The 24,709-nt window shown below is 68.8% G+C and carries 22 protein-coding genes, 2 tRNA genes and 3 pseudogenes; 14 read left to right on the top strand and 13 right to left on the bottom strand.

What is annotated here, in order from left to right; all coding sequences use genetic code 11:
* Positions 1–54: 54 nt before the first annotated feature.
* Positions 55–132: pseudogene (locus AC067M_RS37115) on the bottom strand (GntR family transcriptional regulator); the annotation flags it as partial.
* Here AC067M_RS37115 and AC067M_RS37110 point away from each other — a divergent pair.
* A pseudogene (locus AC067M_RS37110) lies at positions 132–539 on the top strand (winged helix-turn-helix domain-containing protein); the annotation flags it as partial. The pseudogenes AC067M_RS37115 and AC067M_RS37110 overlap by 1 nt on opposite strands.
* A gap of 65 nt (positions 540–604) precedes the next feature.
* Here AC067M_RS37110 and AC067M_RS37105 read toward each other — a convergent pair.
* Entirely contained in the window at positions 605–1,513 is a 909-nt protein-coding gene (locus AC067M_RS37105) for a hypothetical protein (protein WP_478701426.1), read from the bottom strand.
* 1,117 nt (positions 1,514–2,630) lie between these two features.
* Here AC067M_RS37105 and AC067M_RS37100 point away from each other — a divergent pair.
* Complete coding sequence (locus AC067M_RS37100; RefSeq protein WP_478701425.1) at positions 2,631–3,275, top strand: LysE family translocator; 645 nt, start codon at positions 2,631–2,633, stop codon at positions 3,273–3,275.
* Positions 3,276–3,631: 356 nt separating this feature from the next.
* Here AC067M_RS37100 and AC067M_RS37095 read toward each other — a convergent pair whose 3' ends face one another.
* Complete coding sequence (locus tag AC067M_RS37095) at positions 3,632–4,234, bottom strand: transposase (protein WP_478701424.1); 603 nt, start codon at positions 4,232–4,234, stop codon at positions 3,632–3,634.
* A 72-nt stretch (positions 4,235–4,306) separates the two neighbouring features.
* Here AC067M_RS37095 and AC067M_RS37090 point away from each other — a divergent pair, with 72 nt between their 5' ends.
* From AC067M_RS37090 to AC067M_RS37080, 3 genes are all read left to right on the top strand, one after another.
* Positions 4,307–4,912, top strand: coding sequence for a hypothetical protein (locus tag AC067M_RS37090; protein ID WP_478701423.1), 606 nt, complete (start codon positions 4,307–4,309; stop codon positions 4,910–4,912).
* A gap of 131 nt (positions 4,913–5,043) precedes the next feature.
* A complete protein-coding gene (locus AC067M_RS37085; protein WP_478701422.1) occupies positions 5,044–5,724 on the top strand; it encodes a class I SAM-dependent methyltransferase in 681 nt (226 codons plus the stop codon).
* Entirely contained in the window at positions 5,721–6,125 is a 405-nt protein-coding gene (locus tag AC067M_RS37080) for a hypothetical protein (RefSeq protein ID WP_478701421.1), read from the top strand. The genes AC067M_RS37085 and AC067M_RS37080 overlap by 4 nt, the downstream gene beginning before the upstream one ends.
* Here the strand turns inward: AC067M_RS37080 and AC067M_RS37075 are convergent.
* The 5 genes and pseudogenes from AC067M_RS37075 to AC067M_RS37055 all read right to left on the bottom strand — a co-directional run.
* A pseudogene (locus tag AC067M_RS37075) lies at positions 6,112–6,320 on the bottom strand (pectate lyase); the annotation flags it as partial. The gene AC067M_RS37080 and the pseudogene AC067M_RS37075 sit on opposite strands and share 14 nt — an antisense overlap.
* 138 nt (positions 6,321–6,458) lie before the next feature.
* Positions 6,459–7,880, bottom strand: coding sequence for a Cys-Gln thioester bond-forming surface protein (locus AC067M_RS37070; RefSeq protein ID WP_478701420.1), 1,422 nt, complete (start codon positions 7,878–7,880; stop codon positions 6,459–6,461).
* 270 nt (positions 7,881–8,150) lie between these two features.
* Positions 8,151–8,630 (bottom strand): single-stranded DNA-binding protein, encoded by a 480-nt coding sequence (locus AC067M_RS37065; RefSeq protein ID WP_478701494.1) that lies wholly within the window; start codon positions 8,628–8,630, stop codon positions 8,151–8,153.
* Between the two features lie 223 nt (positions 8,631–8,853).
* On the bottom strand, positions 8,854–10,953 hold the full coding sequence (locus AC067M_RS37060) for a YfjP family GTPase (protein ID WP_478701419.1): 2,100 nt from the start codon (positions 10,951–10,953) through the stop codon (positions 8,854–8,856).
* 3 nt (positions 10,954–10,956) lie between these two features.
* A complete protein-coding gene (locus AC067M_RS37055) occupies positions 10,957–12,564 on the bottom strand; it encodes a dynamin family protein (RefSeq protein ID WP_478701418.1) in 1,608 nt (535 codons plus the stop codon).
* Positions 12,565–12,933: 369 nt separating this feature from the next.
* Here AC067M_RS37055 and AC067M_RS37050 point away from each other — a divergent pair.
* Positions 12,934–13,006: transfer RNA gene (locus AC067M_RS37050), tRNA-Arg, on the top strand.
* A gap of 178 nt (positions 13,007–13,184) precedes the next feature.
* On the opposite strand, the gene AC067M_RS37045 is transcribed toward AC067M_RS37050, so the two are convergent.
* A complete protein-coding gene (locus AC067M_RS37045; RefSeq protein ID WP_478701417.1) occupies positions 13,185–14,348 on the bottom strand; it encodes a tyrosine-type recombinase/integrase in 1,164 nt (387 codons plus the stop codon).
* A gap of 18 nt (positions 14,349–14,366) precedes the next feature.
* Here AC067M_RS37045 and AC067M_RS37040 point away from each other — a divergent pair, with 18 nt between their 5' ends.
* The 3 genes from AC067M_RS37040 (at position 14,367) to AC067M_RS37030 (ending at position 16,589) form a co-directional block, all read left to right on the top strand.
* Complete coding sequence (locus tag AC067M_RS37040) at positions 14,367–15,107, top strand: tetratricopeptide repeat protein (protein ID WP_478701416.1); 741 nt, start codon at positions 14,367–14,369, stop codon at positions 15,105–15,107.
* Positions 15,108–15,468: 361 nt separating this feature from the next.
* Positions 15,469–16,104, top strand: coding sequence for a hypothetical protein (locus tag AC067M_RS37035; RefSeq protein WP_478701415.1), 636 nt, complete (start codon positions 15,469–15,471; stop codon positions 16,102–16,104).
* The gene (locus AC067M_RS37030) at positions 16,101–16,589 is read left to right on the top strand and encodes a hypothetical protein (protein ID WP_478701414.1); all 489 of its coding nucleotides are present in this window, start codon (positions 16,101–16,103) and stop codon (positions 16,587–16,589) included. Before AC067M_RS37035 ends, AC067M_RS37030 begins: the two co-directional genes overlap by 4 nt.
* 503 nt (positions 16,590–17,092) lie before the next feature.
* Here AC067M_RS37030 and AC067M_RS37025 read toward each other — a convergent pair.
* Both AC067M_RS37025 and AC067M_RS37020 read right to left on the bottom strand, forming a co-directional pair.
* A complete protein-coding gene (locus tag AC067M_RS37025; RefSeq protein WP_478701493.1) occupies positions 17,093–17,413 on the bottom strand; it encodes a hypothetical protein in 321 nt (106 codons plus the stop codon).
* Between the two features lie 516 nt (positions 17,414–17,929).
* Positions 17,930–18,208, bottom strand: a complete 279-nt coding sequence (locus AC067M_RS37020; protein WP_478701413.1) for a hypothetical protein — start codon at positions 18,206–18,208, stop codon at positions 17,930–17,932.
* A gap of 78 nt (positions 18,209–18,286) precedes the next feature.
* Between AC067M_RS37020 and AC067M_RS37015 the strand changes: the two genes are divergently transcribed.
* Positions 18,287–19,042 carry a GntR family transcriptional regulator gene (locus tag AC067M_RS37015; RefSeq protein WP_478701412.1) on the top strand — a complete coding sequence of 252 codons (756 nt, stop codon included), beginning with the start codon at positions 18,287–18,289 and terminating at the stop codon, positions 19,040–19,042.
* A gap of 49 nt (positions 19,043–19,091) precedes the next feature.
* Here AC067M_RS37015 and AC067M_RS37010 read toward each other — a convergent pair whose 3' ends face one another.
* Complete coding sequence (locus AC067M_RS37010; protein ID WP_478701411.1) at positions 19,092–19,406, bottom strand: hypothetical protein; 315 nt, start codon at positions 19,404–19,406, stop codon at positions 19,092–19,094.
* A gap of 91 nt (positions 19,407–19,497) precedes the next feature.
* On the opposite strand from AC067M_RS37010, the gene AC067M_RS37005 reads away from it, so the two are divergent.
* Both AC067M_RS37005 and AC067M_RS37000 read left to right on the top strand, forming a co-directional pair.
* Positions 19,498–19,698, top strand: coding sequence for a dehydrogenase (locus AC067M_RS37005; protein WP_478701410.1), 201 nt, complete (start codon positions 19,498–19,500; stop codon positions 19,696–19,698).
* Between the two features lie 94 nt (positions 19,699–19,792).
* Positions 19,793–19,887 (top strand) — tRNA-OTHER (locus tag AC067M_RS37000).
* Positions 19,888–20,069: 182 nt separating this feature from the next.
* Here the strand turns inward: AC067M_RS37000 and AC067M_RS36995 are convergent.
* Positions 20,070–21,497, bottom strand: coding sequence for a helix-turn-helix domain-containing protein (locus AC067M_RS36995; protein ID WP_478701409.1), 1,428 nt, complete (start codon positions 21,495–21,497; stop codon positions 20,070–20,072).
* A 724-nt stretch (positions 21,498–22,221) separates the two neighbouring features.
* On the opposite strand from AC067M_RS36995, the gene AC067M_RS36990 reads away from it, so the two are divergent.
* Together AC067M_RS36990 and AC067M_RS36985 are read left to right on the top strand one after the other, a co-directional pair.
* Entirely contained in the window at positions 22,222–22,833 is a 612-nt protein-coding gene (locus AC067M_RS36990) for a DUF4232 domain-containing protein (protein WP_478701408.1), read from the top strand.
* Positions 22,834–23,383: 550 nt separating this feature from the next.
* Positions 23,384–24,490, top strand: coding sequence for an alpha/beta fold hydrolase (locus AC067M_RS36985; RefSeq protein WP_478701407.1), 1,107 nt, complete (start codon positions 23,384–23,386; stop codon positions 24,488–24,490).
* The last annotated feature ends 219 nt before the right edge of the window (positions 24,491–24,709 follow it).

The following is a 24,709-nucleotide window of genomic DNA, read 5'->3' as shown; positions in this document are numbered from 1 at the left end:
GCGGCCGTCGACGGGCCAAAGGACTGACACAGTCCGCCCTCGAAAAGCGTGCGCCTACCGGTTGATCGGGATCTCGTGCACGATCTCGCAGTGAGCTGCGGGCACCACGATGTCCGCGGTCTCCACGGGTCGGCGTGACACGGCTGCTACACCGGATGGGCTACAGCGTGCAGGTGCCGGACAGACCTGCCGCCGAGCGCGACGAGGAAGCCGTCGCCATATGGCGGGAGGTGACCTGGCAGGAGGCGTGGATTTGCTTCGAGGACGAAGCGGGCGTGACCGGCCGTCCGCCCAAGGGCGCGCACTTGGAGCCGACGCGGCATCACTCCGAGGGTCAAGGTGTCCGGACGCAGCCGGGGACGGCTCTCGGTGGCCGGGCTGCTGTGCTACCGGCCCGCCCGCCTGTGCTACCGGCTGCGCCGCATACCGGCCGCAAGGACGAGCGCCGCTCGCTCAGCGAGACCGACTACATCCACCTGCTCGACGGCACCCACCAACCGCTCAAGGCCCCGCTGATCTGGTCTGGGACGGCTGAGCACCCACGGTAAGGCTGCTGATGCCGCCGCCTGTCTTGTTGGCGCATTCGAGAGGGCGTCGTCGTACGTCAGCCGAAGCCGCGGAGCGAGGTGGCGACGTACCCCAGCAGGACGAGGCAGCAGCTGCCGACGGCGACGAGCATCTGCGGAAGGCTCGGCTGGCTCCCCAGCATCAGGGGACTCCAGCCCCAGAACACCAGCACGGTCAGCGCCGTGCGCACGGTCTGGAACGGCGCCGACCAGGCCACCTCCTGAAGGTCGTCGGCGTCGGGCACGAGGGCGAACACCGGGGTCAGGATCGCGCCGATGAGCGCGACGACGATGAAGGCGATCAACGATCCCATGCCCAACTCGTCGTCCTGGAAGGCCTTCCAGCGGTTCTCGGCGAGCGTGGGCAGGTCCTTGCTCTCATTGACGTAACCGCCGAGACCGGGATCGGATCGGGCCCACAGGACGTCGACCTCGGTTCCTTTGCCGGGCTTGTCGCGCGTGAAAGCACCGCGCACGGTGAGCCGTTCGGCACCGCCGGGCACGGAGACCACGAGCCGGGACGCGTATCCCTTCACGACGCCATCGCTCAACTCCTGTCGTGTCGACTGCCGTTCCACGACCGCCGCGGTGCTCACCTCCGCGCCCGCGTCGCGCAGGGCGTCGAGCTTGTCGCCCGCGTTGGACGAGGTAAGGAGAGCGACGGCGAACACGGCGGAGGAGAACGCGACGAGGACCCAGAGGACACCGGTGCGAAGCTTGACCCAGAACTCGTCCGTGAACCCGTCGTCCTTGGGCTCCCCGCGCAGCACCCACAGCGCCACAACCCGCACCACCGCACACCCTACGGCGACGGCACCCCACACGAAGGGTTCCTGCCAGGGCCGGGCCATGGCGGTGGCCCCCAACAGCCACATGCAAGCGACGCCGGCCGCGACCCACGCCGCGAGCGAGCACAGCCGTACGAGCCATATCAGCGCCGAACGCACAGATCCTCCCGATGAACATGTGAAACGGCCTCACCGCGGCGCGCTCATCGACGTGCCGACGTACGCGGCCGGGACGAGCAGGAAACCACCCCCGGCGCGTCCGCATCACGCCGGACGCCCCACGGACGGCCGGAGGTCCCTCATACTGCTCCGTTCAGCCCGTGCCGGAATGCGCACCAGGCCATGAACGTCCTCCTGGCCATCGGTGGTCTTCTTGGAGCTCTCGGCAGTCCGGCCGGCCTCTGGGCTGCCTGGAATCAGCGCCAGGAATCTAAGAATCCTGAGGAGAGAGAACAACCGGCCAAGCTGCGTGACCACGTGCTTAGGCTCCGCCGGGTCGGCTCACAGGAGACACAGCGGTATCGCGATGCTGACTGGTGGAGCCGCGCGGGCGGGCTGGAAGGGCAGGAATGGCATTGTGGAGCTGCGGCCCTGCATCAAGCTGAAATGATCAAAGCTAGAGGCTGCGCTCCTGGAAGCGACTTGGAGCTACGACGCCGCAGCTGCGACTGTCATCGAACTCGCTCCGGGGCAAGTTCGTTCTTCGGTAGAACGGGAGCAGGCGCACCACGCGGACCTGCTCACTGAGCAGGCGAACGATATCGCGGTGCAGATCCACGATCTCCAGCCTGACCCACGCTTGGGTGGCGGGGTCTCGATGACCTAGTCAGGTGCCGCTGCCCGGGTCCTGGAGCACCCGTCTGGAAGATCGCGCACGGGCGCCCGGTCTGACCTGGAAAGGCGCTGGCCTGGGCGTTCTCAGGACGCTCACCGAGACTCCCCGTTGTTCCCCGCTCCGGGCCGCTCCATCGGGCACGTAGGGGGCGCCTGCCTGCCGCGCTCTCCGGCGGGATGTGGTGGCCCCTCGGGCGTTGCGGCTCCGTTCGGCCGCCTGAGGCGGCGTTGCCGGCATCCGAGCTGTCAGCGTCGCTTCAGCTGCGGGCTCAGCACTCGATGTCGCCGGCGCGTCAGGAACGGGGCCGGGGGTGCATAAAGATACCGAGCGGCAGGGCCGTATTCTGCAGCGGGCGAGACAAGCGCTGCTTCGTAGCCGTCCGTTGCAACTGGGCGACCCGATCCGTATCAGGTGCCCGACGAACGACCAGGAGGTTGACCGGTGATCACTCTGACCGCAGTCGGAGGAGTGGCCCTGGTCGAACTGGGCATGGCCCTGACTCCGGGACCGAACATGATCCACCTTGCCTCCCGCGCGATCACCCAAGGCCGCAGGGCGGGCCTGATTAGCCTCAGCGGGACCGCCGTGGGATTCGTGTGCTACCTGCTGGCCGCTGCTGCGGGCCTGTCCGCGTTGTTCGCCGCCGTGCCGGTGGCGTTCACGGTGGTCAAGCTTGCCGGGGCCGCCTACTTGGCCTACCTCGCCTGGGGCATGCTCAAGCCCGGCGGCCGCTCGCCCTTCGCCCCGACCCAGGACCTGCCCCCGGTCTCCGACGCCCGCCTGTTCTCGATGGGGCTGCTGACCAACCTGCTCAACCCCAAGATCGCTCTTATGTATGCCGCCCTGCTGCCCCAGTTCCTGGACCTGCAGGCAGGTCCGGCCTGGGGGCAACTGCTCCAGCTCGGTGGTGTGCAGATCATCGTGGGGATCTCCGTGAACGCTCTGATCATGCTGGGCGCAGCACGGGTGTCGGGATTTCTGGCCGCCCGGCCCCGCGCCATGACCGCCCAGCGGTTCACGGCAGGCGGCCTGCTCGGCGCCTTCGCGCTGCGAACCGCCCTGTCCCGCACTCCGGCCTCCGCCTGAGCCGGTCCGCGTGCCTGTGACATCAGTCCTGCTGTGAGCGCTGATGCGGGGAGGTTGATGGCGCCCGTGGATGCCAGCGAACTCACCCCTGCCCAGCCCACCACTCACCCCAGCTCCCCTCCCGTTCGCCGTCGACCCACACGCATGTGGAGCGGGCGTGGTCCATGGCGTCCAGGTGGAGCGCGCCACTGTACGAACGACCTGGACTGTCAGCGACGCGTGAATCGTGGTTCTGGATCACTTTCAGTGCCGGGGCCACGGAGGGTCACCACAAGCGCGATCATGAACGGCCTCACGCCGCGAGGAGGACCCGCTTGCGGAGCAGGTCGAAGTCGGCTCGGCCGAACATCTGCCGCTTAAATCATCTTGATCTTGTTGTTGTGGCCTTCGACGGCGCCGGAGCTGTAGCGGAGGCTGAGCCCGGCGACGACGGCGTCGAGGCCCTGGCCGAGGCCATTGACGAAGCCGTGCAGGGCGCGCACGTCGTCAGCCTGCACGCCCTCCATCCACTGACCGAAGTCCTGGCCCCGACGGTCGTTCATCAACTCGGCGAAGGCGCGGACGTGTTCGGCAGTTCGGTCGAGGGCGGGGCAGCGGGCGAGAATCTGTTTGAGCTGCTGGGCCCGGTCGTCGTCGAGGCGCTCGGGGTGGCGGGTGATCCAGCTGGTCACGTCGCGCACAGACGGTGCTTTGCGGGGCGGATCGTCGTGCGGGAAGGCTTCACGGAGCCGTTGGACGTACCTCTTCAATACCCGGTCGGACAGACGGCCCGACTGCCGTGCTTCCAGGCAGTAGAGCCGTACGCCCTCCCTTCCCACCCCTTGGACCTGGGCGAAGACGCCCTGAGGGCACTCCGCGGGTTCATCCAGGAGGGCCTGCGCCGACCCGATGACGTAGCTGCGCAGAGCCGCAGCTGGTCGTTGAGGGGCGACATCGGTGCTGTTCTTTCCTCCATCCACCGCGATGCTCTTGGCGACGGTGCGGCTAGGGTCATCGCAAGGTGATCAGAGTCATGACTGGGGTGGGCACGGATGGCGACCTGGCAGGAATTGGAAGCCGAGCTGGTAAGCCGGTTGGCCCATGCGTCCCCGGACGAGCGCGTTGTGTTCGCCGTGGGTGTGGCGGAGCGTCTGATGCGGGATCATGAGGCTCTGTCGGCCGATGAGCAGGCGGAGTACACCCTCGGCCTTCGACCGTTGCTCAATGCGCTCTGGGAAGCCGCGTTGGGCAATCAAACGGCGTTCGGAGAGATCAAGCACGGGATGGGCGAGTACCTCCTGAGCGACTACTGCCACAACGACGGACAGGATGGCCCCGGTGACGCCGACGAGCCGGCGGCGGCCGCAGTGCTCTACACCGCTGCCGCATACCTGTTCGGAACAAGTGATCTGGCCTCGGTGGTGAGTAGCCGCGCTGTCGAGGCTGTGGACGAGCGCTTGAACACGGATGACAGCTACGCCGACGACCCTGACGAGGTTCTCGCCGCTGAGTTGCACCGTCAGCTCCATGACCTGGCCCTCATCGGCCGACACAGCGGATCCCTGCGCCACGCGAGCTTGGGCCTCGACATCGAGACCTCCGCCCGACTGCACCGCGTCCTGCGCATTCCCCTGTCATCCATCGAGGCCGGCGCGTAGGTGAGGCACACGGCTTGGGACGCCGCTTGGGCCTCAGGTGCCGTCACCCTGTTCGATCGCCCAGCCAGCTCCTCGCCCCGCTACGAATATCGGCTGGAGCGGTACCCGTGGGTTCTCGTAAGGTCCCGCGCATGGACTGGCACAAGTGGCACGACCGGTATGACAGTCCCGAATCGCCGCTTGCTCGTCGGCTGTTGATGGTGCAGGAGCGTGTTCGGCTGGCCTTGGACGACTGTCCGCCTGGGCCTGTGCGGGTGGTGAGCATCTGTGCCGGTCAGGGGCGCGACCTGTTGGGTGTGCTGCCTGGTCATCCGCGTCGTCGGGACGTGCGCGCCCGTCTCGTGGAGCTGGATCCGGAGAACGTTGCCTTGGCCGCTGAGGCCGCCCGGTCGGCCGGGCTGGACGAGGTCGAAGTCGTTGCCGCAGACGCCGCTCTGCTCGATCACTACGAGGGGATGGCGCCGGCCGACATCGTGCTGGTCTGCGGTGTGTTCGGCAATATCGCGGACCCGGACATCGAGCGCACGATCGACGCGTGCACGCAGTTGTGCAAAAGCGGCGGGCGAATCGTCTGGACCAGGAACCGCAAGGATCCTGACCGTGTGCCGTTGATCTGTGAGTGGTTCGAAGAGCGGGGCTTCGATCGCGAGTGGATCAGTGGTGGAGAGCAGCTCCAAGCTGTGGGAGTGCATCGCTTCGGCGGTCGGCCCGTGCCGCTGCGGCTGGGCGTCCGCATCTTTGACTTCGTGGGTTACGACAAACTCCGCTCGGCGAACCGGGCTCAGGATCAGCGTTCCAGGGTGGTCCCGTGAAGAACGATCGGCGCGTCCGTCGTCTCGTCGTGGAGCAGGACGTCTGGTACTGGACCGTCCGGCAGCGGGTCCGGCCCTCCTACGCCGACTGCCGTGTGGCGCTCTCCTTCTTCACGGACGGAGCCGGGAGGGGTGCTGGGCGGCGTATGTCCCTGGTCTTCGCGCCGAGCCCGACTGGCGTCGTTTCGAACTGCTACTTCGAGTCGGGCACCGTGGTACGCCTTCCGGACCGCGCCCATCTCAACCTGTACGAGCCGGGCACAGCCCGCCGCCTGCTGGACACCGCGGCGCCTGCCTTGGCGCTCCGGCCGTCGGAACGGGACGTCGAAGTCGACGGCTGGCCCTACTTCGCTGAGGTTGCGGGCCGTGGGAGCGGAGAGGCGTGGATCACCGGTGGCTGATGTCTGAGGAGCTGTAGCGGCAGTACGTGACGTCCGGGCCGGTGCCCAGTTCGGTGGGCTCGGCGCCCGCACGTTGCTGCCCACTCCGTGGCGTGTGTACCGCGTCTCGCAGTTGCCGCACGAGCGGTAGAGCTTGCCGAAGTCGGTGACCTGGAAGTTCCTGATGGTCAGGGTGCCGGTGCCGTTGTGCTGGAAGAACCATCGCGCGACACCAGGACCGCTGCGGTGACCACGGCCCCGGCCAGCTCGGTCGGAAACGGGCGCCGCGCAGGGTGAGAGACGTGAAGCCCGGCCCCCGGGTCCGTCCACCGGAGGCCGGGCTTCGTCGTGGCGTCAGCTCTGCGGCGGGTCCTGCCTGTGGCGGAGCAGGACCAGCGCCGCACCGCCGATCACGACCAGGGCGATGGCCGTGCCCGCGATCAGCGGGGTCGCGGTGGAGCTGCCCGTCGCGGCGAGGTCGGTGTCGGGGGCCGTGCCGCCCACGGTCGCGGGGCTGGGCTCGCTGAGGGTCTGGATGGTGGTGCCTGTCGTGGCGGTCTGGGTCTTGCAGTCGAGGATGCCGGTGAAGCGTTGGGCGAAGCCGCCGGGGCCGTTGATGGTGAAGTCGTAGGCCTGGTCTTCCTGGAGGGGGATCGTCACCGTCTTGGACTCACCTGCGGGGATGGTGTGTTCGAGGCCCATCAGGTCGAAGGTGAAGGGCTCGTCGCCCCGGTTGGTCGCGGTGATGTCGACGGCGCCCTCGGCGCAGTTCTTCGTCGCGGAGAGGGCCGGGACCGCGCCCTCCGTCGCCCAGGTGGCGTTGGCCGTGGCCGAGACCGTGGACTCGCTGGAGCCGGCCAGGATCTGGGTCTGGCTGCGGCTGTCAGAGGTGAGGGCGCGGCCCACCGGGACGGTGGTCGAGGCCTGGACGGTCAGGGCGGACGAGCCGGTCGCCGCCGCTTCGGCGGGTACGTCGAAGAAGAGTTGGCTGCCGTTGGTCGCGGAGGTGAGGGTCTTGCCGTCCTTGCCGACGATCCGTACACCGCTGAGGGCCGCGTCCGCCGGGGGTGTGACGGTGACGTCCTCGGCGCTGGTGTGCACCGTCACCGGGCCCAGCAGTTCGCCGGGGCGGCCGGAGACGGCGGGCGGGTCGAGGGTGAGTGACGCCTTGGGCTCCGTAACGGCACGGGCGCTCTTGAAGAGGTAGTCGGCGAGTTGCTCCGCCTGCGGGTCGAGGGCGTCCACGTCCGCGCCGTCCGAGTACCGCCAGATGGCCACCTGGGTCCCGGCCGCCGCGTCCTGTTCGCTGAGGCCGCCGCCGATGCCCGCCTTCCCCGCGAGCGAGGCGAGGTCGTTCACCTGGGGGTAGGAGTGCTGCAGGATCCAACTGATCTTGCCGGCGTCCTTGTTGGTGCCCAACGAGGTGCCGCTCCACGGCGTCTCGTGGTACTTGGCGTCCCGCTGCGTGGGCGTGTGGAGGTCGACGCAGTACGTCTGGAGGGTGCCGCCGCCCTCGACGGACATCTCGAACAGGCCCGCCGAGACCTCCTGCCCCCCGCCGACGCCTTGGATCACTGCGGTGCCGTACGTCTTCAGGCCGCCTATGGTGGCGGTCGCCCCGCCCTGGGTCTGCGTCGTCTCGTCGGCGGCGGCCGGACCCGCGCCGGCCAGCACGCCGACGGCGAGGAGTCCGGACACGAGCGTCGCGGCGGCGAGGCGAGCCGCCCCTCGCCCGTGCGCGGACGGCGCGGACAGCGCAGAGAGCGAAGCAAACAACAGAATTCCCTTTCGCGCAGGACGCGTTGGCGTGGGTGTGGGGCCCCACCAGCAGAATCACAAGCCTCAAGAGCCTCATGTGCTCTGTCGGGCATCCTAGGGACGCGGCGAACCGCGACCTCCCGATGATCTCGTCCGATAACCGATCCGACTCGGAATCGTTATCCCCAAGTCCGCCTGCGAGCAGGGCTTATCGACAAATCAACCGCCTTGTGACGTGCGCGTTCATCGATAAGCCGCAGTTCGGTCAGCTCCGGGCGGTTTCTGACATCACGTCACTGGTACAGGGTCTGGGGCGGGTTCAGCCGCGGGTTGCGCCAAGGGCGCAGAACCTCCCGGTGCAGTCTCCCAGTTGGGCTCGGGCTGTGACGGGGTGTTCGTCTGCGTCTCCGGCCTGTTCGCTCGACGGAAGGCCGATGTGCCCCGGGTGAGATCGTGGCCGATGGCCACCGCCTCGATGTCGGCCGAGGTCCGGTTCTGCCCCTCACGCGTATCCGTGCGCACCTTCAACCTGCCCTGCACGATGACGGGATGCCCGACATCCAGCGAGGCCATCAGGTGCGTGGCGAGCTGGCGATTGGCCCACACCGTGAAGAAGTTGGTGTGGCCGTCGGTCCACATGCTCTTCTCCCGGTCCCAGTAACGCGCGGTCACCGCCAGCCGGAACCTCGCCGACGGCCCCGCCGCCAACTCCCGGTACACCGGACGCGTCGCCACATTGCCCACGGCGCAGACCATCGTCTCGTTCATCACGAACCCCTCCCCTGCCCGGACGTTCGGACCGGGCGGAAACGCGTACGGGCCCGTCCCGTACGGCTGCAGTCAGACTGCCTCCGCCGAGCCGAGCCCGCTGAGCGCTGTGGACCACCGCCCACCTGTGGAAAAGTCCGCCACCTGAACGAGTGAACCCCCACCGACCTCGTCGGGGATCACCCCAGCCGCTCAGGGCCGCGAGGCCCCCTGCCCCGCCGACTCACCTCGCCCCAGTCGCCGCCTCCACCCCCGTGACCTTCACGTACTGCTCCCGTACCTCCCGGTACCGCAACAGCTCCGCGGCCACCGGATCCAGTACCCGGGCCCGGCCGCACCCCGCCGCCGCCTCCCTCAGGCGCCGCTCCGCGTCCTGGCCGTACCGTCGAGCCGGGCCGCGCGCCGCCATCCGGCAGCTCCACTCGACGAGCGGCCCGCCGACGATGCCGGACACCATGAGCAGCACCGGAACGCCCAGGTTCGGCGACATGACCCCGACGATCTGCCCGACGAGCCACAACCCGCCGACCACCTGGAGCAGCGTCATCGACGCCTGGGCCAGGACCGCCACCGGCCACCAACCAGGCCGCGGTGGACGCCCCGGCGGCAGCCCGGCCCGCGCCGCCAGCTCGTCCAGCGCCTCGGGCAGCCCCTGGGAGCCGCGTACGGCCGCCTCACGCACCGCCTGGGCCCACGGCACCGGCAGCCCCGCCGAGGCCCGGTCGGCCACCGTACGTACCGCCTGCTCGACGCGCTGACGCGCCGTGGCCTCCTCGTCGTCCAGGCCCCGCGACAACATCCGGCCCGTGGCGGGCTCGCGCAGGTCGTTGTACCAGCGCCACAACCGCAGCCACGGCGTCCCACACGCGCGGTTGGCGTTGCGCAGCCACGCCCGCTCGGCCGCCTCGCCCGCCGCGGTGGCACCCACCGCGTCCGCCAGGCGCGCGGCGAACTCGTCCCGGGCCTCCTCGCTGAGCCCCGTACGCCGCCCGGTGACGTAGACGGGCCGCAGCCGCCACGCGGCGGCGTCCACGTCGGCCGAGAGCCGGCGCACCGGAGCACCGCGCTCCGCCACGAACTGTCCCAGTGCCTCACGGAGTTCCCCCAGGCCGTCCCCTGTGAGCGCGGACAGCGCGAGCACCGTCGCGCCGGGTTCGCCGTGCTCCCCCAGGGGGATCCCGTCCTCGTCGAGCAGCCGCCGCAGATCGTCGAGGACCAGTTCCGTGGCTTCGCCGGGCAGTCGGTCGATCTGGTTGAGGACGACGAACATGACCTCGGCGTGCCCGGCCATGGGCCGCAGGTAGCGCTCGTGGAGGATGGCGTCGGCGTACTTCTCCGGGTCGACGACCCAGATGACCGCGTCCACCAGCGCCAGGATGCGGTCCACGTGCTCGCGGTGTTGCACGGCCGCCGAGTCGTGGTCGGGGAGGTCGATCAGGACGAGCCCACGCAGCTGCGCCTCCGCCTCCGGGCTCTGCACCGGGCGGCGGCGCAGCCGGCCCGGGATGCCGAGGCGGTCGATGAGGCTCGCCGCGCCGTCGCTCCAGCTGCACACGATGGGCGCCGCGGTCGTCGGCCGCCGTACGCCCGTCTCCGAGATCGTCACCCCGGCGAGCGCGTTGAAGAGCTGCGACTTGCCACTTCCGGTCGCTCCCGCGAGGGCGACGACGGTGTGCTGCCCGGAGAGCCTGCGCCGCGCGGCCGCCTCGTCCAGGACCCGGCCCGCCTCCGCGAGCGTCCTGCTGTCCAGCCGGGTCCGCGACAGCCCCACCAGTTCACGCAGCGCTTCCAACCGCGTCCGCAGGTACCCGTCGTACGCGAGCGCCGCCGTCTCCTGCCGGTCGCTCGCCCGTGGCTCCACGGCAGCAGCCGCCGCGGCCTGCTGCACACCGGCGCTCTTGCTGACCCGCCGCGCGATCAGCCCGTCGTCCCAGGCGCCGGTGGAGTCCGTACGACCGTCGGCGTCCGTAAGACCATCGGCGTCCGTACGACCGACAGCGCCCTCGGGACTGGCGGAGCCGGAGTCGTCGGCGTCCGTACGCTTCGCGGAGCCCGTACGGCCCCAGAGCCTTTTACGACGCGCACCGTCGCTGTCGCCCCGCACGCGCGCGTGCGGGGGCTTCTCGTCGCTCGAGGACTCTCCCCCGGGTGCGTCGCGCTCTTCGGCACGGCTGTCGTGATCGTCGGGATCCGGGGAGGCAGAGGTGTCGGCGGGAGCGGCGGTGTCGGCGTGCTCTCTGTCCCCTTCGTGATCTGTGGGGCCCGTGTGGTTCTGGTCGGCGTGGTCCTGGTCGGCGTGGTTCTGGTCGGCGACGGCGGTCACCGCTCACCTCTCCTTCTGCAGTACGGACAGCGCGGCGATGAGTTCGGCCTGGGGCTCCGCGTGGACGTCGAGTCCGTCCAGCGGGGCGAGGCGGCGTTCGCGTTCGGCGTGGATCACCCGGTCCAGGTGCTCGCCGAGCAGCCGTCCGCCCCGGTCCCTCAGGCGCAGCGCGCCGTGCGCGCCGATGCGCTGGGCGAGCCCCTCGCCGGTGGAGCGCGCACGGCGGCCGCCCAGCAGCGCGGTGGCGACGAGCGCGGTGACCATCTCGGGATCGGGCGCGACGCTGCGGTCGAGATGACGCACCTCGTCCTCGGCGTACTCCTCCAGCTCACGCCGCCACCGTCGTACGGCCATCCCGATGCGGTGCTCGGCGCTCTCCTGCGACGGGGCGCGGTCCACCAGTCCCGGGGCGGCGGCCGCCGGCTCGCGGCGCCAGGCGTCGTCGACACGCTCGTCGGCTGCGGTGACGGCGCACAGCAGGAGGGTGGCCAGGCTTTCCACGAGCGCGTCGAGGAGTTCGCCTGCGGTGCAGTCCAGGGGGAAGGCGCGCCAGCGCTTGAGGGCGTCACCGGCGAGCACGGCACCGTTCTGCAACCGTGCCCGCACGCGCGCGTACTCGCTGTCGTACGCCGTGTCGACGGCGGCGGTGAGCCGCAGGGCGGCCGCGTACTGGGCGGCGGCGGCGCTGGCCAGCTCGGGCATGCGGGCCTTGAGGGAGTTGAGGACGCCGTGGGCCGTACGGGCCATGGCGTGGTGGCGGGCCGTGGGGTCCTGGGCGTGGTGGACGAGCCAGGTGCGCAGGGAGGCCACGGCGGTGGCCGGAAGCAGCCCCGCGCCCCAGGCCGACTCGGGCAGTTCCGGCACGGTGAAGCGTGGTACGTCGCCGAGTCCGGCCTTGGTGAGCAGGGCGCCGTACTGCCGGGAGACCTCGGAGACGACCTGGTGGGGCACGCGGTCGAGGACGGTCACGAGGGTGACGTCGTACTCCTTGGCGGTGCGCAGGAGGTGCCAGGGCACGGCGTCGGCGTAGCGGGCGGCCGTGGTGACCATGATCCAGATGTCGGCCGCGCAGAGCAGTTCAGCGGCAAGGACGCGGTTGTCGGCGACGAGGGAGTCGATGTCGGGGGCGTCGAGGAGGGCCACGCCTGGCGGGAGGGTGTCGACGGTCTCGATCCGCAGCACGCGCGAGGGGTCCTCGCCCGGGAGCAGCAGCGCCTCGCCCGCGTCCTGGTGGGGCACCCACACACGCGTGAGGTCGGGCAGGACACGCATGCCGCTGAACCAGTGCTGATCCTCCGGGTGGCACACCAGTACCGGGGTCCGTGTCGTGGGCCGCAGCACGCCCGCCTCGCTGACACGGCGGCCGACGAGGGAGTTGACGAGCGTCGACTTGCCGGCGCCGGTGGATCCGCCCACGACGGCCAGCAAAGGCGCTTCGGGCTCCTTCAACCGGGGCACCAGGTAGTCGTCGAGCTGGGCGAGCAGTTCGTCGCGGTTGGCACGCGCGCGTGGGGCCCCCGCCAGGGGCAGCGGGAAGCGTGCGGCGGCGACACGGTCGCGCAGGGCGGAGAGTGCGTCGAGCAGCTGAGGCCTTACGTCCAAGGTCACCACATGCGAAGAATGCCCAATTTTAGGGGAATTCTGAAGCATATAGGCATGCCAGCGCGCCGACTGGAACCGGTAGGCGGAGCAGGTGGCGAAAGAGGGGGCGAATCGGAGGTCGAAACAGGGGACAGAAGGGACGACTGGGGCAAGGTCGCAGCGCAGGCATAACGAGTGGACAACACCCGGGGCGCCAGACGCCAAAAGCGGTGCACGATTCGTACCTGCCTGCGATTATCAGGACCGCTTCACCGAACCTCCACATTGAGCCACGGAGGCGAAGCAGCAGGGACACGGATCCGGGAGCCCTATCCTTGTCCCCGGCAACGTCACGGATCGGCCCACACCCGGCCACCACGTACGAGGCCACCACACCCGGCCCCCGTAGCTCAGTGGATAGAGCAGGCGCCTTCTAAGCGCTTGGCCGCAGGTTCGAGTCCTGCCGGGGGCGCAAGTCTCCGCCCTCCCCTTGGGGAGGGCTTTTTGCTGGTCAGGGCGGGTGAGGCTGGACACAGCGAAGCCCCGGACGCCCTCTTGATGATCAAGGGCAGACTCCGGGGCTGTCCGGCTGTCACCGGGTTTTCGCGGGTGGCCGTGTCGAATACGTGTCGAAGTTCTGGGCCGAGGGATCAGCCGACGAACGGCTGCTCGGGAAGATCTCCGGCAGCTTCAAGCCGCCTCTTCAGGTCGGGCAGCTGGCCCTCGATGCACCGGGCGTAGGTCGCCAGGAGCACGCCCACGCTGTTCCCAGCCCACTCGGCCACCTGAGCGGGCGGGATGCCGTCGTTGAGCCACTTCGTCAGGCGCGTGTTCCGGGTGTCGTACACGCGCCGCCCGGTGGGCGACTCGAAGACGTGCGGGGGCAGCACGGCCTTACGGGCGTTGCGCCACGCCCGACGGATGACGGAACCGGCGAGGATGCCGCCCGACTCGCCCTGAAACAGCAGATCACCCGGCTGGAGCTGTTCGTCCGCGATGTGCTGCCGCAGGATGCGCGTCAGGGCTGGATGCCCCGGCACAGTGCGCGTCTCACCCTCCGCACGGCCCTTCAGGTCGCGTTGCTCGTGGATCTCCCCCGTGTCGGTCCACTGCTTCCCGACCTCCGGAGTCGCCGTGTGGATCAGCAACTCGCACCACTGATCGCGGGCGCCGGGCTCGGGCAGCGTCACATCCTCCACACGCATGGCTACGGCTTCCTCGGGCCGCAGGCCGCAGTAGTACAGCGTGGCGAAGAAGGCATGGAGCCGCTCACCACCGCGCGGCCGGCGCCGTATCCAGTCGAGGATCGCCGCCGCCTGCTCGGGATTCAGCAAGGACCGCTTGTCCACGGCGTTCGTGGTCTTCGTGGCGCCCGTCGACTCCTTGCCCTTGGGGAGGGGGTTGGCCCGCAAGAGGCGCCGCCGGATGGCGTACTTCATGGCGACGTTGAGGATCCGCCGGTTGCGCTTCCGGGACCAGGCCGCCGCCTGCTTGCCGTCGAGGCGGGTGTCTATGGCGCGCAGGACCTGGTCCACCTTCTCCGGATCCTCCCAGGCCGAGACGGGAAGGGAGTTCCGCTCAACCCATCTGAGGATGGTCGCCACGTCTCGGGGCGCGTCGGGGCGCCGGTTCGTGTTGAACGCCCACTCACGAAGAGCGGTACGCACGGCGGCAGGTGCGAACTGGGTGGGCTCGGCCCGCAGCAGCGCGATAGTGGTCGCCGTCAGGGTCTTAGCGAGGTTCTTACGGCTGTTGCCGCCGAGTTGAGGCCAACGGGCGTCCACGTACTCGACGGCGAACTTGTACCAGGTCATGGCAGCCGACTTTGAGCGGTGGGACACCGGAAGGCCGGTGTCGATGACGAACGCCTCGCCCTTTCCCGTGGCCCGGATGAGTTCGGAGCGGAAGCCTTCGGCAAGCGCGACGGTGTCGAAGGGCTCACGCCAGGGCTTCCCCGCGACTACCCAGCGCACGGTGACCGACTCCACCAGCAAGGCCATACCGCCCGCACCATCCCCCTGTTTGAGGCCACCCTCGCCCAGCACGAGGAGATCCTGGGTGACACCCACCCCAACACCCTCACCAGCCGCAACAACCTCGCCAGCGCCTACCAGGAGGCCGGAAACCTGGGACGGGCCATCCCCCTGTTTGAGGCCACCCTCGCCCAGCACGAGGAGATCCTGGGTGACACCCACCCCAACACCCTCACCAGCCGCAACAACCTCGCCTACGCCTACGAGGCGGCCGGAAACCTGGGACGGGCCATCCTCCTGCACGAAGCCACCCTCGCCCAGCGCGAGCAGGTCCTGGGCGACACCCACCCCAACACCCTGAAAAGCCGCAACAACCTCGCCGGCGCCTACCAGGAGGCCGGAAACCTGGGACGGGCCATCCCCCTGTTTGAGGCCACCCTCGCCCAGCGCGAGCAGGTGCTGGGCGACACCCACCCCGACACCCTGCAAAGCCGCAACAACCTCGCCCGCGCACGACGAGCCACCCAAGCCGTACAACAGGCAGGTACAGCAACCTCAACGATCGCGGTCACCGCTCGGCGGCCATCCACAAACGACTAGACGTCAGGCGCGCTGCCCGCCCGGCCCGTCTCAGTTTCCGTCTCATTCAGCCCCGTTCACTGGCGTTCAGGAGAGACTCGGCGCCGTCCTGTCTCCAGCGGCCAACCGCCCATGAACGCAGGTGAACGCCTCTGAATGCCCTCACCCACCCCACCAACACAGTTGGAAAGCGTGTGGGGGAGGGTAGCTTTCAGGCCGACATAGCTGTGAGGGTGTCAGGCCTGATGGACGTGATCGCCTTGCGCACATCGAACCCTCAAATCCTCCTCAGGATCTCGATCTTGCAGTTGTCGCGTACATGCCCTCCCCGTAGTGTCCATGTGGTCGATCGCCACGGGGGCGGTCATCAGAAAGGTGTCACATGGGCATCGGCTCGCGGCGCGCTATGACCAGCACTGCCACTGCTTTGCTTTTCTGCTTTGTTACTTCCGGTGCCGCAACTGCCGAAGAGACGCCGTCGGGCAGCACTGAGATAGCTGCTGACCAAACGACGGACATCAACGATAGACAGGACTGGGAGGACGGTCCCGACCAGTCCCTCCCTGAGGATGCGCCATCCTTGTGTGACACGCCATCCACGTGGTACACGATCACCTCGAAGAAGCCCTACCACGTGCCTTCCTGGTGGAACGGCACCAAGTACAAGGACGGTCCGGGCGGCACCATGTCCGTATCCGTGACCAAGACTGGGACCATTGGTGCCGAATTCTCAGCCAGCGGGGAGTGGTCGGCCGGGGCGATCCTTGCGAAAGCCAAGACCACCGTCAGCTTCAAGATCAGTGGCAGTGTCGCTGTCGCCGTCGGCCACAACTACTCCCATAAGATCAGCCGGAACAAGTACGGCCATCTGCAGTACGGCTCATATGGGTACAAGGTGACCTGGAAGCGGTACCGTTCCGTCGGTGGTAGGAGTTGTGACGGCGTAGAGATCGCTCATGGGTCGGCCACGCTGCCCACGTCCGAGGTCGGCTGGAAGTACTGGGAAACCTCGTCATGATCTATTCGAGGCCACGCGCCTGGCTCGCCGGATGCGCCGCGGCGGCGTCGGTAATCCTGCTCACCTCGTGCACGTCCGGCAGCGGTGACGGAAAAGCCTCCAAAGCTCCCTCGTCGCCTGCGTCGAACGAGTCTCAGACAGCAACCGTGTCGTCCGAGAAGAAGCTCACCGACCAAGCGCAAGCGGCCCTTGCCACCGTCCACAACGGGAAGATGGTCGAGGCCGGCTCGGAGCGGGTGACCGACGGCATCCACACCGAGCCGAACCTGAGCAAGGGCAAGACCTACAAGCTCGCCCTGGTGTGCGTCGGCAGTGGCAGCGCACAGCTGACATTCACGCCGGCGAGCACCGGAACAAAAACCAAGGTGCCGTGCGATCAGTCAGTGGTCCAGCAGCGGATCACCGTACAGGAGCCGGTACACATTGATGTCGACGGCGCCACGGGATCAACCGGCGTAATCGCATGGCAGATCGACGCCCTCTGATCCGGACTCACGGAGCGTTTTCAGAGTGGCCACCGGTCGGGTGACGGGGTGGCCTCCCGCAACGCACGAGGCTCCTGTGCCGTTGAGAGAATAGGACGCCACGGCGCCAAGCACTGGGAGAAATCTCGGAGAAGATCTTCTCCCAGTGCCTCCCAGGCGCCTGCCAATACCGGCTGACACCAACAACTTGACCTGCTCGAACACGATTGGGATCAGGTCAGGATCTTTCCCTGACCTGATCCGAGACGAAGAGGTCCTGGCACTCAGCCGTAGGGTGAGTGCGTGCGAAACGATCGACAGGACGAACCGCTCTCCAGCGAGGAACTCGAACTCTTCTTGCAGCACCTCCATCGGTTCGTCCAGTACGGCATTGCGGCCTCAGCGGTGTTCATTGAGCTCAGCCCTACCGCAGGCGCGTCAATTGCACGCCGGAGGAAAGCAGGGAGCCCCGGACCGTCTCCGAGGCTCCCTGCTGTACTACCCGCGGCTCCCGCTCAGCTTCCTCAAGGGTGCCCAGGCGCGATCGGCCCGTGTCTGCGGCTGGTCGCTACACGCAGCACGTCCCGCAATGCGCTGGTCAGCTTGGTGGCGAGGAGGTGCAACTCCTCCAGATCTTCGATCTCGGCGTCGAGTACCTGACCTGCGTGCTCCAGCAGTTGGGACGCCATTCCGAGTTGGAATGCCTCGATGTGGTCCGCCAGGCGGGACACGTAGCCGCCTTGGGCGTCGGTGCTCAGATAGCACGGTTTGCCGTCCGGCCCCACCCAGGGCCTCGACGGTGAGAGCCGGCGTGCCGCTGGATGCCGAGCTTTGGGTTGCGTCAGCTCCGGCCCTGCACTGGTCAGATGCCGAGTGGCACAGGCAGTCGCAAGCCTCGTAAATCAAGGGAAGGTCGGCCGGTGCCGAATCCGGGGTGGCCTCCGCGCAGGCGTGGTGTGTGCCGATCTCACAAGCAGTCGAGCGGTATGAGGTGGCTGAGGTGTCCGGGCCAAGAGACTGCCGCCGCGAGGGCATCAGTGAACCCACAGCAGAGTCGACCAGGCTTCAGTGGGCAGATGAGAAGCCACGACCACCGCGCGCAGCTGCCGTGCTCGTCCCTCCCGCGCCAGCACTTACGGGCGGACGAGCGCGTTCTCCTCCCCAGCGAGCGGGTGGCGGTGGTTCGCGGTGCTGGCAGCCCGGTTCAGGATGACCGTTGACGCGTCAGCGGACGCAGGGAAGACGGGGACGGACGTCGGACGGGAGTGCGTTAAGGGGCGGCGGTGCCTGCCCTTGGGGAAGTACCGCGCTCTGGTGAGCGAGACGGCACGGCGGATACGGTTGAGCACGCTGCTCAGCTCCTATCGCTGATGGCTCGGTCCCCCGACATCGCCCGTCGTGGGGGCCGCTTTGTGTACGACCGCCCAGAGGGTGCGGCCGTTAAGGCTGGTGGCGAGGAGTCCGAACCGATCGGCCTCGGCCACCACTTCCAGGACCTCCCGCCATAAGTCGACGGAGAGCGCTTCCGGCACCTCCGCCTCGACCGACGTGTACCGGTCGTGCTCCTCCACGCGCGTGGCAAGCCCGACGGCGGACAGCCGGGCGGCGATGGCCGCCGCGCTAACTCCCGAAGCGGGCACAGGGCAGCCTCCGACACCGACGATTACGTGGAGTAAAGCTAGTTAACTAGATTAGAGCTAGTGGACTAGATTTTCCATATGCCTGAGCAGCCGCCCTATCTCCGCATCGCCGACGAACTTCGGCGGCGGATCGCGGACCACGTGTGGGAGCCCGGGGACCGTCTGCCGTCCCGCGCCCAGATCGGCCAGGAGTGCGGAGTGGGCGAGAACGTGGTCCGCCGGGCTCAGGAGCTGCTGATTTCCCAGGGTGTGCTGGAGGGCCGCGCCGGTTCGGGCACGTACGTCGCCGAGCCCCGGCAGCGCGTACGGGTGGTCCGTTCCTCGGCGCGCGAACAGCCCAACGGGTCACCCTTTCGAGCGGACATGAAGGCCGTCGGCAGGCAAGGGGACTGGGAGAGCCGGACCGACGCCAAGGTGCCGGCACCGGCGGAGATCGCCGCGCGTCTAGGCGTCGCCGAGGGCGAGCTGTGCGTCCGTACGACGTACGAGTTCCTGGCGGACGGCAGGCCCGTGCAGCTGTCAACGAGTTGGGAGCCGTACGACCTCACGGCCGGCACTCTCGTCGTCCTGCCCGAGGGAGGGCCGCATGCCGGGGCGGGTGTCGTGAACCGCATGGCCGCGATCGGCGTCACCGTCAGCCACGCCGTGGAACAGCCGGAGCCTCGGCAGGCGACCGCCGAGGAGGCTTCGCTACTGGGCGTCCAGAAGGCAGCGCTCGTCACGCACATCCGACGGACGTACTACAGCGACCAGGGGCGGCCCGTGGAGACGGCAGACATCGTGGTGCCCGCCGCACACTGCGAGATCGTCTATGAGATCCCGATCAACCGGTAGCGCTGTGAGCACGTAGGTTCGCCAGTTTGTGGCCGTGGCGGTCGGAGGTCTACTTGTCGCGCAAGGTCTCGATTTCGGCCGCCAGCACGGCCATATTGCGCACGTGTGTGTAGTACTTGGCCCCGTACTCGTCGCCGATCGCGGGAAGAACCTTTTCGAACGCTGCTGTGAGCCTGCTCAAGCCAGCGCGACGCTGCTCATCGAGCGGGCCTTCGAGGACAACGGCCGCGTAGGCGTAGGAGTCCGCATCGAGCAGCACCATGTCCCGGCCTTCGATGGAAAGGCCGCGGAAGCCCGGAGGGAACGGCGCGGCCATATGCTCGGCCATCATCTGTGCCAGCGCGTCCAGCTTCTCTTCGAACATGCGGGAGATCCTGCCAGGCACGGGTGTGTCGAGACGCGACTCCACCTCAACCCGGTGAACCCATGCGGTCACCAGCACTAGTGTGCGCCGCATGACCAACGACGCCCTGGCCTGCCCTGATTGCGGCCAGCGCATGGAGTCCGGTGGCCTCGTACTGTCCAAGCGGAAGGACGACGGCCGACGGGCCTGCCGGACGCTGTGGAGATGTGCCGGTCGGCATGACTGGTGGAGCTGGGCCGACCGGCCGGAGGAGCCGTTGGAGGCCTGCCCAGTGCCGGAGTTGTTCCGCTGACATCAACTGCAGCCGGGATGCGCGAGCGTAGCCGCAGCGCGTCCCTATTCTCATCGGTCGAATGCGTGTCGAAGTCGCCGAACGTCCACACTCAGCACCCCGAAACGGCCAGGTCAGGCCTGCTCATCCGGTGGTCCGCTCAAGCGCCTTCTAAGCGCTTGGCCGCAGGTTCGAGTCCTGCCGGGGGCGCAAGTCTCCGCCCTCCCCTTGGGGAGGGCTTTTTGCTGGTCAGGGCGGGTGACGCTGGACACAGCGAAGCCCCGGGCGCCCTCTTGATGATCAAGGCAGACTCCGGGGCTGACTGCGGGGACGCCCGGGCCCCCACCCCCGCCGGTCCTGGTGTCGGACGGGCTGTGCGGCCTGTTGGTTCGTCAGTCGCCGGTTTCCGCCTTGTCGTAGGTGGTGGTCATGGGGACCCAGCCACCGGGGTTGCGGTACCAGTAGTGCGGTAGCCCCTTGATGCTGGTGGTGCGGAACGGGCGGCCGTGGTCGTCGATGCGCATCGTGCCGGTTCGACCCTGTGAGGACCAGTCGAGGTCGAGGTACCAGTCGCAGGTGCAGGACTCGGTGCGCGCGGAGAGCAGCAGGACCTCCGGCTCCCGCAGGGACACCTGGTAGGGGAAGTCGATCGCGGGGGCCGGTCTGTCCGGGTCGTTGCCCGGCATCGAACGGGCCAGGGGTCGGTGCGCGTCGAGGTTCACGGAGAAGTAGCGGGGGACGAGGATGGCGCCGCAGCCTTCATACATGGAGTAGGCGATGCCCCGGCGGGCGGCGGGGGTGGTGCGGTTGACCACCCGCACATGCAGTGCCTCCAGGACGACGGCGGCGGAGCCGCGTCCCTGCACCGAGATCCGCAGATTGGTGGTGCGCCCGTGCACCGCCCCCTGGGACGCGGCCCACACCGCGGCGTCCGCCGGGGTCGGCGGCGGTGGGACCTGCTGCGGTGGCTTGGCGATGACATAGTCATGGTCGCAGTCGAGCTGCCAGAGCTGGGAGTTGGCCGTCCAGGTGAGCGGGGCCGGCGGCGGGACCGCGCCGGCGCTCGCCCGGTTCTTCTGCGGGCCGCCGTCGCTGTTGGGCGTGGCCGGCGCTGAGGGTGTCGGTGTGGTGCGGCCGGAGGCCGACGACTCACCGCCCCCGGAGGGGGTTTCGGCAGCGGCTTGCGGGCTGCCGCCGCTGTGCGTGGCCGGCGCTGAGGGTGTCGGTGTGGTGCGGGCGGAGGCCGACGACTCACCCCCACCGGAGGGGGGTCCGGCAGCGGATGTGGTGAGGCCGGCGAGCGCGATGGCGAGCGAGGCCGCCAGTGCTATCGATCGTACGGGCCGTCGTCGGGGGCGCCCGGCGTAGGGCCGCCGGTCGGCCGGTGAGGTCGGCCCCGGGCGCGGGTCGACCGGTGAGGTCGGCCCCGGGCGCGGGTCGGCCGGTGAGGTCGGCTCGGGTGCCTCGTCCGCCGGGCTGCCGTGGCTGGCGGATGCGGCCGATGCCGCGGTGCTCGTGGTGTCGTGGGGCGTCGGTGCCCGCCGGGCATCGGATGGGCGGGGTCGTTGCCGTGCCGCGACTGCCAGGATCCACCGGCGGTGCAACTCCACGCGTTCCTCGGGGGAGGCTCCGCAGAGTGCGGCGAACCGCTCGATCCCGGTGAAGTCCAGGGGAACCGCCTCACCGGCGCAGTAGCGGTGCAGCGTGGAGGCATTCATGCCCAGACGGCGGGCCAGCGCCGCGTAGCTGCGGTCTGTGCGCTCCTTCAGACGCGTCAGCAGTAGCGCGAACTCCGCTACGTCATCGTGGATTGCATCCATATGGTCCGTACTCGCATCCATCCGTCGGCCTGTGCCGTCATGTCCTGATCCGGGACGGCATCCCAGGCGCCACTCTCCGTACCTGCACGTCAATACGGCTGGGATGGTTCCAGGGTTGCGCCATCCCCTCTCCTTGAGACCACCCTCATTCGCGGCCCTGGGCGCCGCCTTCCGCACCGCCGCCGGCCGGGTCCGCACACCGCATCGGATCACCGCTTCCCGCCGGTGAGCTGCCCGGCCTGGAGGGGTGGGGCGGGGACGTCGACGCACACGACTTGGTAGCAGGCGATCAGCCCCCGCCCGTTCGCCTCCGCCCTCCGGGGTCACCACCGCTGCGCGGGCCGAGTCCACCGGGTGCCCGGCCGCCGACCTCAGGGGGCCCATCCCAGACAGGCATCCCAGGCTTCGTTGTCTCTGCAGGTTGGCCGGGGTGGGATCGTCCCGTCGTTGCAGGTTGGGGGGCAGCCGTTGTCCCAGGCCCAGGAGGCATCCGAGGCTATGGCTGTCGCACCGGCTGAAGCGGCCGACCGCCCGGCAGCGCCACGACCTCCCGACTCACCCGTCCACTGGGACACCCGTCTCTTTGGGAACCGAGTGCAGGGCGCGGACGCTCAAAGGGCGCTCGACCGCCTTCGCCCCCGCCACCGCGGTCCGAGGAGGAGACGGGTGGTGTGGCGGCGACAGCCCGGCACGCGACCTCATACCGATCAGAAAAGGAACAGATATGAACGTGAAGTCCCTTGCGGCCCGCCGTGTAGCCGTAGCCGCGGGTCTCGTCCTGGCTCTTGGGTGTGGTGTGGCGGCACAGGCCTCCGCCACCGGGCCGCGGACGATCAGCGGGAAGGCCAATGACGCGGTGACGCACCGCTCGGGCGGCAGTGGCGACAAGGGCACCGTCGCCGCCTGCTCCCAGGAGGTCCTCGGGGTGTCCGCCGTGAAGGAGCCCGCGGACAGCAAGGACGCCAGGCACCTCCTGCTCACCGTCCAGAACGCCGGCGACAAGAAGTGCAACCTCTACCGCTACCCTCTCGTGCGGCTTGGTGCGGGTCGGACCACGGCCCCCGTGATCAAGGAGAGCGACCCGAACCCGGGGGTGCCCGTCACCCTCGCTCCGGGTGAGGAGGCATATGCCGCTCTGCTCGTCAGCGGCGCCATGGATGAGTACGAGGCGAAGAGCATCACCCTCAGCCTCCAGGGTCGTAAGCCCGGCAGCAGCGCGGGCAAGCCGATCGATGTCCCCATGCCCGTCGACACGTTGTACGCCAACGACGGTCAGCGTGTCACCTACTGGACGACTTCTCCCGGTTTCGCCCTGGATTTCATCATGTCGAAGTGACGGACCTCGATCGGAACCGCTTCCAGGACGCGAGGTGAGGCGGGTGGGGGTACACGGTCCAGGCGGGCCCCGGATTCGCCTGTAGTGATCACCGTGCCGCGTGAGAACGTGGTCCGCCAGAAGGAGATGGGTCGCGAAGGGCGCAGTAGCGGCCCATCTTCGGCGCCTGGCTCAACGACGGCAGGACGCCAGAACGGCAGCCCGGCCCGGCCGTATTGGCATTCGGGTGTTTTCCGCCGACGGTTGTCGAGTCGTCCAGGGACGGCAGGACCAGCCCGCCTGCACTGCCTGTCGAATCCGTACCGAAGGAAGGTCGATGAGGCGCCGAGCGGGAGAAGAGAAGCTTGCCGGCAGGGGTGTGGCACTCGATACGCAAGGCGCCTTCTGAGCGCTTGGCCGCAGGTTCGAGTCCTGCCGGGGGCGCAAACCCAGCCCTACCAGCGTCTACGCCGGTGGGGCTTCTTCATGGCCGGTTCGCACAGCACCTACGGGCCACGCGCCTCCCTGCGGAATCGAGCGACGGAGCTCTCGACCGGCCCGCAGCACGGGCTTGCCCTGGCCGAGTTCGACCGGTGGGCGGTTTCGCCAGAATCGCCCACAAAGCAGTGATTACATCCAGATGGCGGGTTTTCTGGTAACTCTGGATGGGTTCAATGCAGTTCCCTCCACCCCGGAGCCGCTCATGCGCACTGCCGTCGCCATCGCACAGGACTCCTCCCACGTGAGTCGCCGCGAGCCTGTTCCTCCAGCACCGGAGCAGGCGGAGGAGCGGAGCCTCGTTTTCGAGGGCTTCGCGTACGACTGCCGCATCGTCCACCAAAGCGACCCGCAGACAGCGCCGTTGCTGTTGCTCGGAGGCTCGTCCCAGGACAGATACTCATGGCAGCGGCACGAGAAGTGGCTGGCCCCACTGTGCACGTTGATCACCGTGGATCTTCCCGGTTACGGCAGCTCGGACTTCCTGCCTGCCCCATACGGCCTCGACTTCCTAGCTGCCGCGGTCAAGCACATGCTGGTGGAGACCGGCGTGCCGCAAGTCAATCTGTTCGGCGGCTGCTTCGGGGAAGTCGTCGGCCTCCGCTTCGCGCAGCTCTATCCCGAGTTCGTCTGTCGCATCGTCTTCTGCGGCGCGGCGAAGCGTCTTCCCGAGATCTACACCGACGCCGTACCGCGCCTGTCGCGCGCGCTCGGGCGTGGCGAGATCGCGGAGGCCGCGGACGGACTCGTACGGCTGTTCATGTCGAACCCGGCTGCCGGTCAGGTCCGCAAGCACGCGGCCGTGGCACGCCTGCTCCACCGGCAGTTCATGAACCAGACGCCGGACGAACTCAGGAAAGCGGTCGAGCACAACACGAGGCTCGTGACGCACGGCTGCTACGAGCCCCTGCCCCTTCCCGAGGTGCCGTCCCTGGTGTTCACAGGAGAGTACGACACCTTGTGCACCCCTCAGATGGGCCGCGAGGTGGCCGCGACGATGCCCGCCGCACGATTCACGACGATCAAGGAAGCCGACCATCTGGTCACCGTCGAACGCATGCAGGAGGCGTCGGACCTGATCGGCCGGTTCTGCACCGACCGCCCCATCAGCGACCTGCCGTACTGCAACCCCGTGGAGTCGTCCTATGCCGACCTGGCTTGTGCGACAGGGTGCCGATGAGTGACCCGCCCCCTGCTCCGGGAGCAGGGGGCGCCGGCGCTTCGACGGCGGCTTGCAGCGGCTGGTGACCGGCTCCGGCAGCCAGAGGACAGAAGACAGAAGAGGGGGGGGGGGGGGGGGGGGGGGGGGGGGGGGGGGGGTGGTGTGGGGGGGGGGGGGGGGTGGCCCCCCCCCCCCCCACCCAACCCCCCCCCCCCCCTGCAGCCCACGCCCCCCCCA

This window comes from Streptomyces sp. NPDC043427, from assembly GCF_056436655.1.
This window is presented reverse-complemented; position numbering and strand designations above follow the sequence as displayed.

What these genes read in the sequence shown, in the direction of transcription:
- AC067M_RS37090 (WP_478701423.1), top strand. Translation starts at nt 4,307, where the DNA reads ATGGCGACCTGGCAGGAATTGGAAGCCGAGCTGGTAAGCCGGTTGGCC.
- AC067M_RS37085 (WP_478701422.1), top strand. Translation starts at nt 5,044, where the DNA reads ATGGACTGGCACAAGTGGCACGACCGGTATGACAGTCCCGAATCGCCG.
- AC067M_RS37065 (WP_478701494.1), bottom strand. Translation starts at nt 8,630, where the DNA reads ATGAACGAGACGATGGTCTGCGCCGTGGGCAATGTGGCGACGCGTCCG.
- AC067M_RS37045 (WP_478701417.1), bottom strand. Translation starts at nt 14,348, where the DNA reads ATGACCTGGTACAAGTTCGCCGTCGAGTACGTGGACGCCCGTTGGCCT.
- AC067M_RS37035 (WP_478701415.1), top strand. Translation starts at nt 15,469, where the DNA reads ATGGGCATCGGCTCGCGGCGCGCTATGACCAGCACTGCCACTGCTTTG.
- AC067M_RS37030 (WP_478701414.1), top strand. Translation starts at nt 16,101, where the DNA reads ATGATCTATTCGAGGCCACGCGCCTGGCTCGCCGGATGCGCCGCGGCG.
- AC067M_RS37015 (WP_478701412.1), top strand. Translation starts at nt 18,287, where the DNA reads ATGCCTGAGCAGCCGCCCTATCTCCGCATCGCCGACGAACTTCGGCGG.
- AC067M_RS37010 (WP_478701411.1), bottom strand. Translation starts at nt 19,406, where the DNA reads ATGTTCGAAGAGAAGCTGGACGCGCTGGCACAGATGATGGCCGAGCAT.
- AC067M_RS37005 (WP_478701410.1), top strand. Translation starts at nt 19,498, where the DNA reads ATGACCAACGACGCCCTGGCCTGCCCTGATTGCGGCCAGCGCATGGAG.
- AC067M_RS36995 (WP_478701409.1), bottom strand. Translation starts at nt 21,497, where the DNA reads ATGGATGCAATCCACGATGACGTAGCGGAGTTCGCGCTACTGCTGACG.
- AC067M_RS36990 (WP_478701408.1), top strand. Translation starts at nt 22,222, where the DNA reads ATGAACGTGAAGTCCCTTGCGGCCCGCCGTGTAGCCGTAGCCGCGGGT.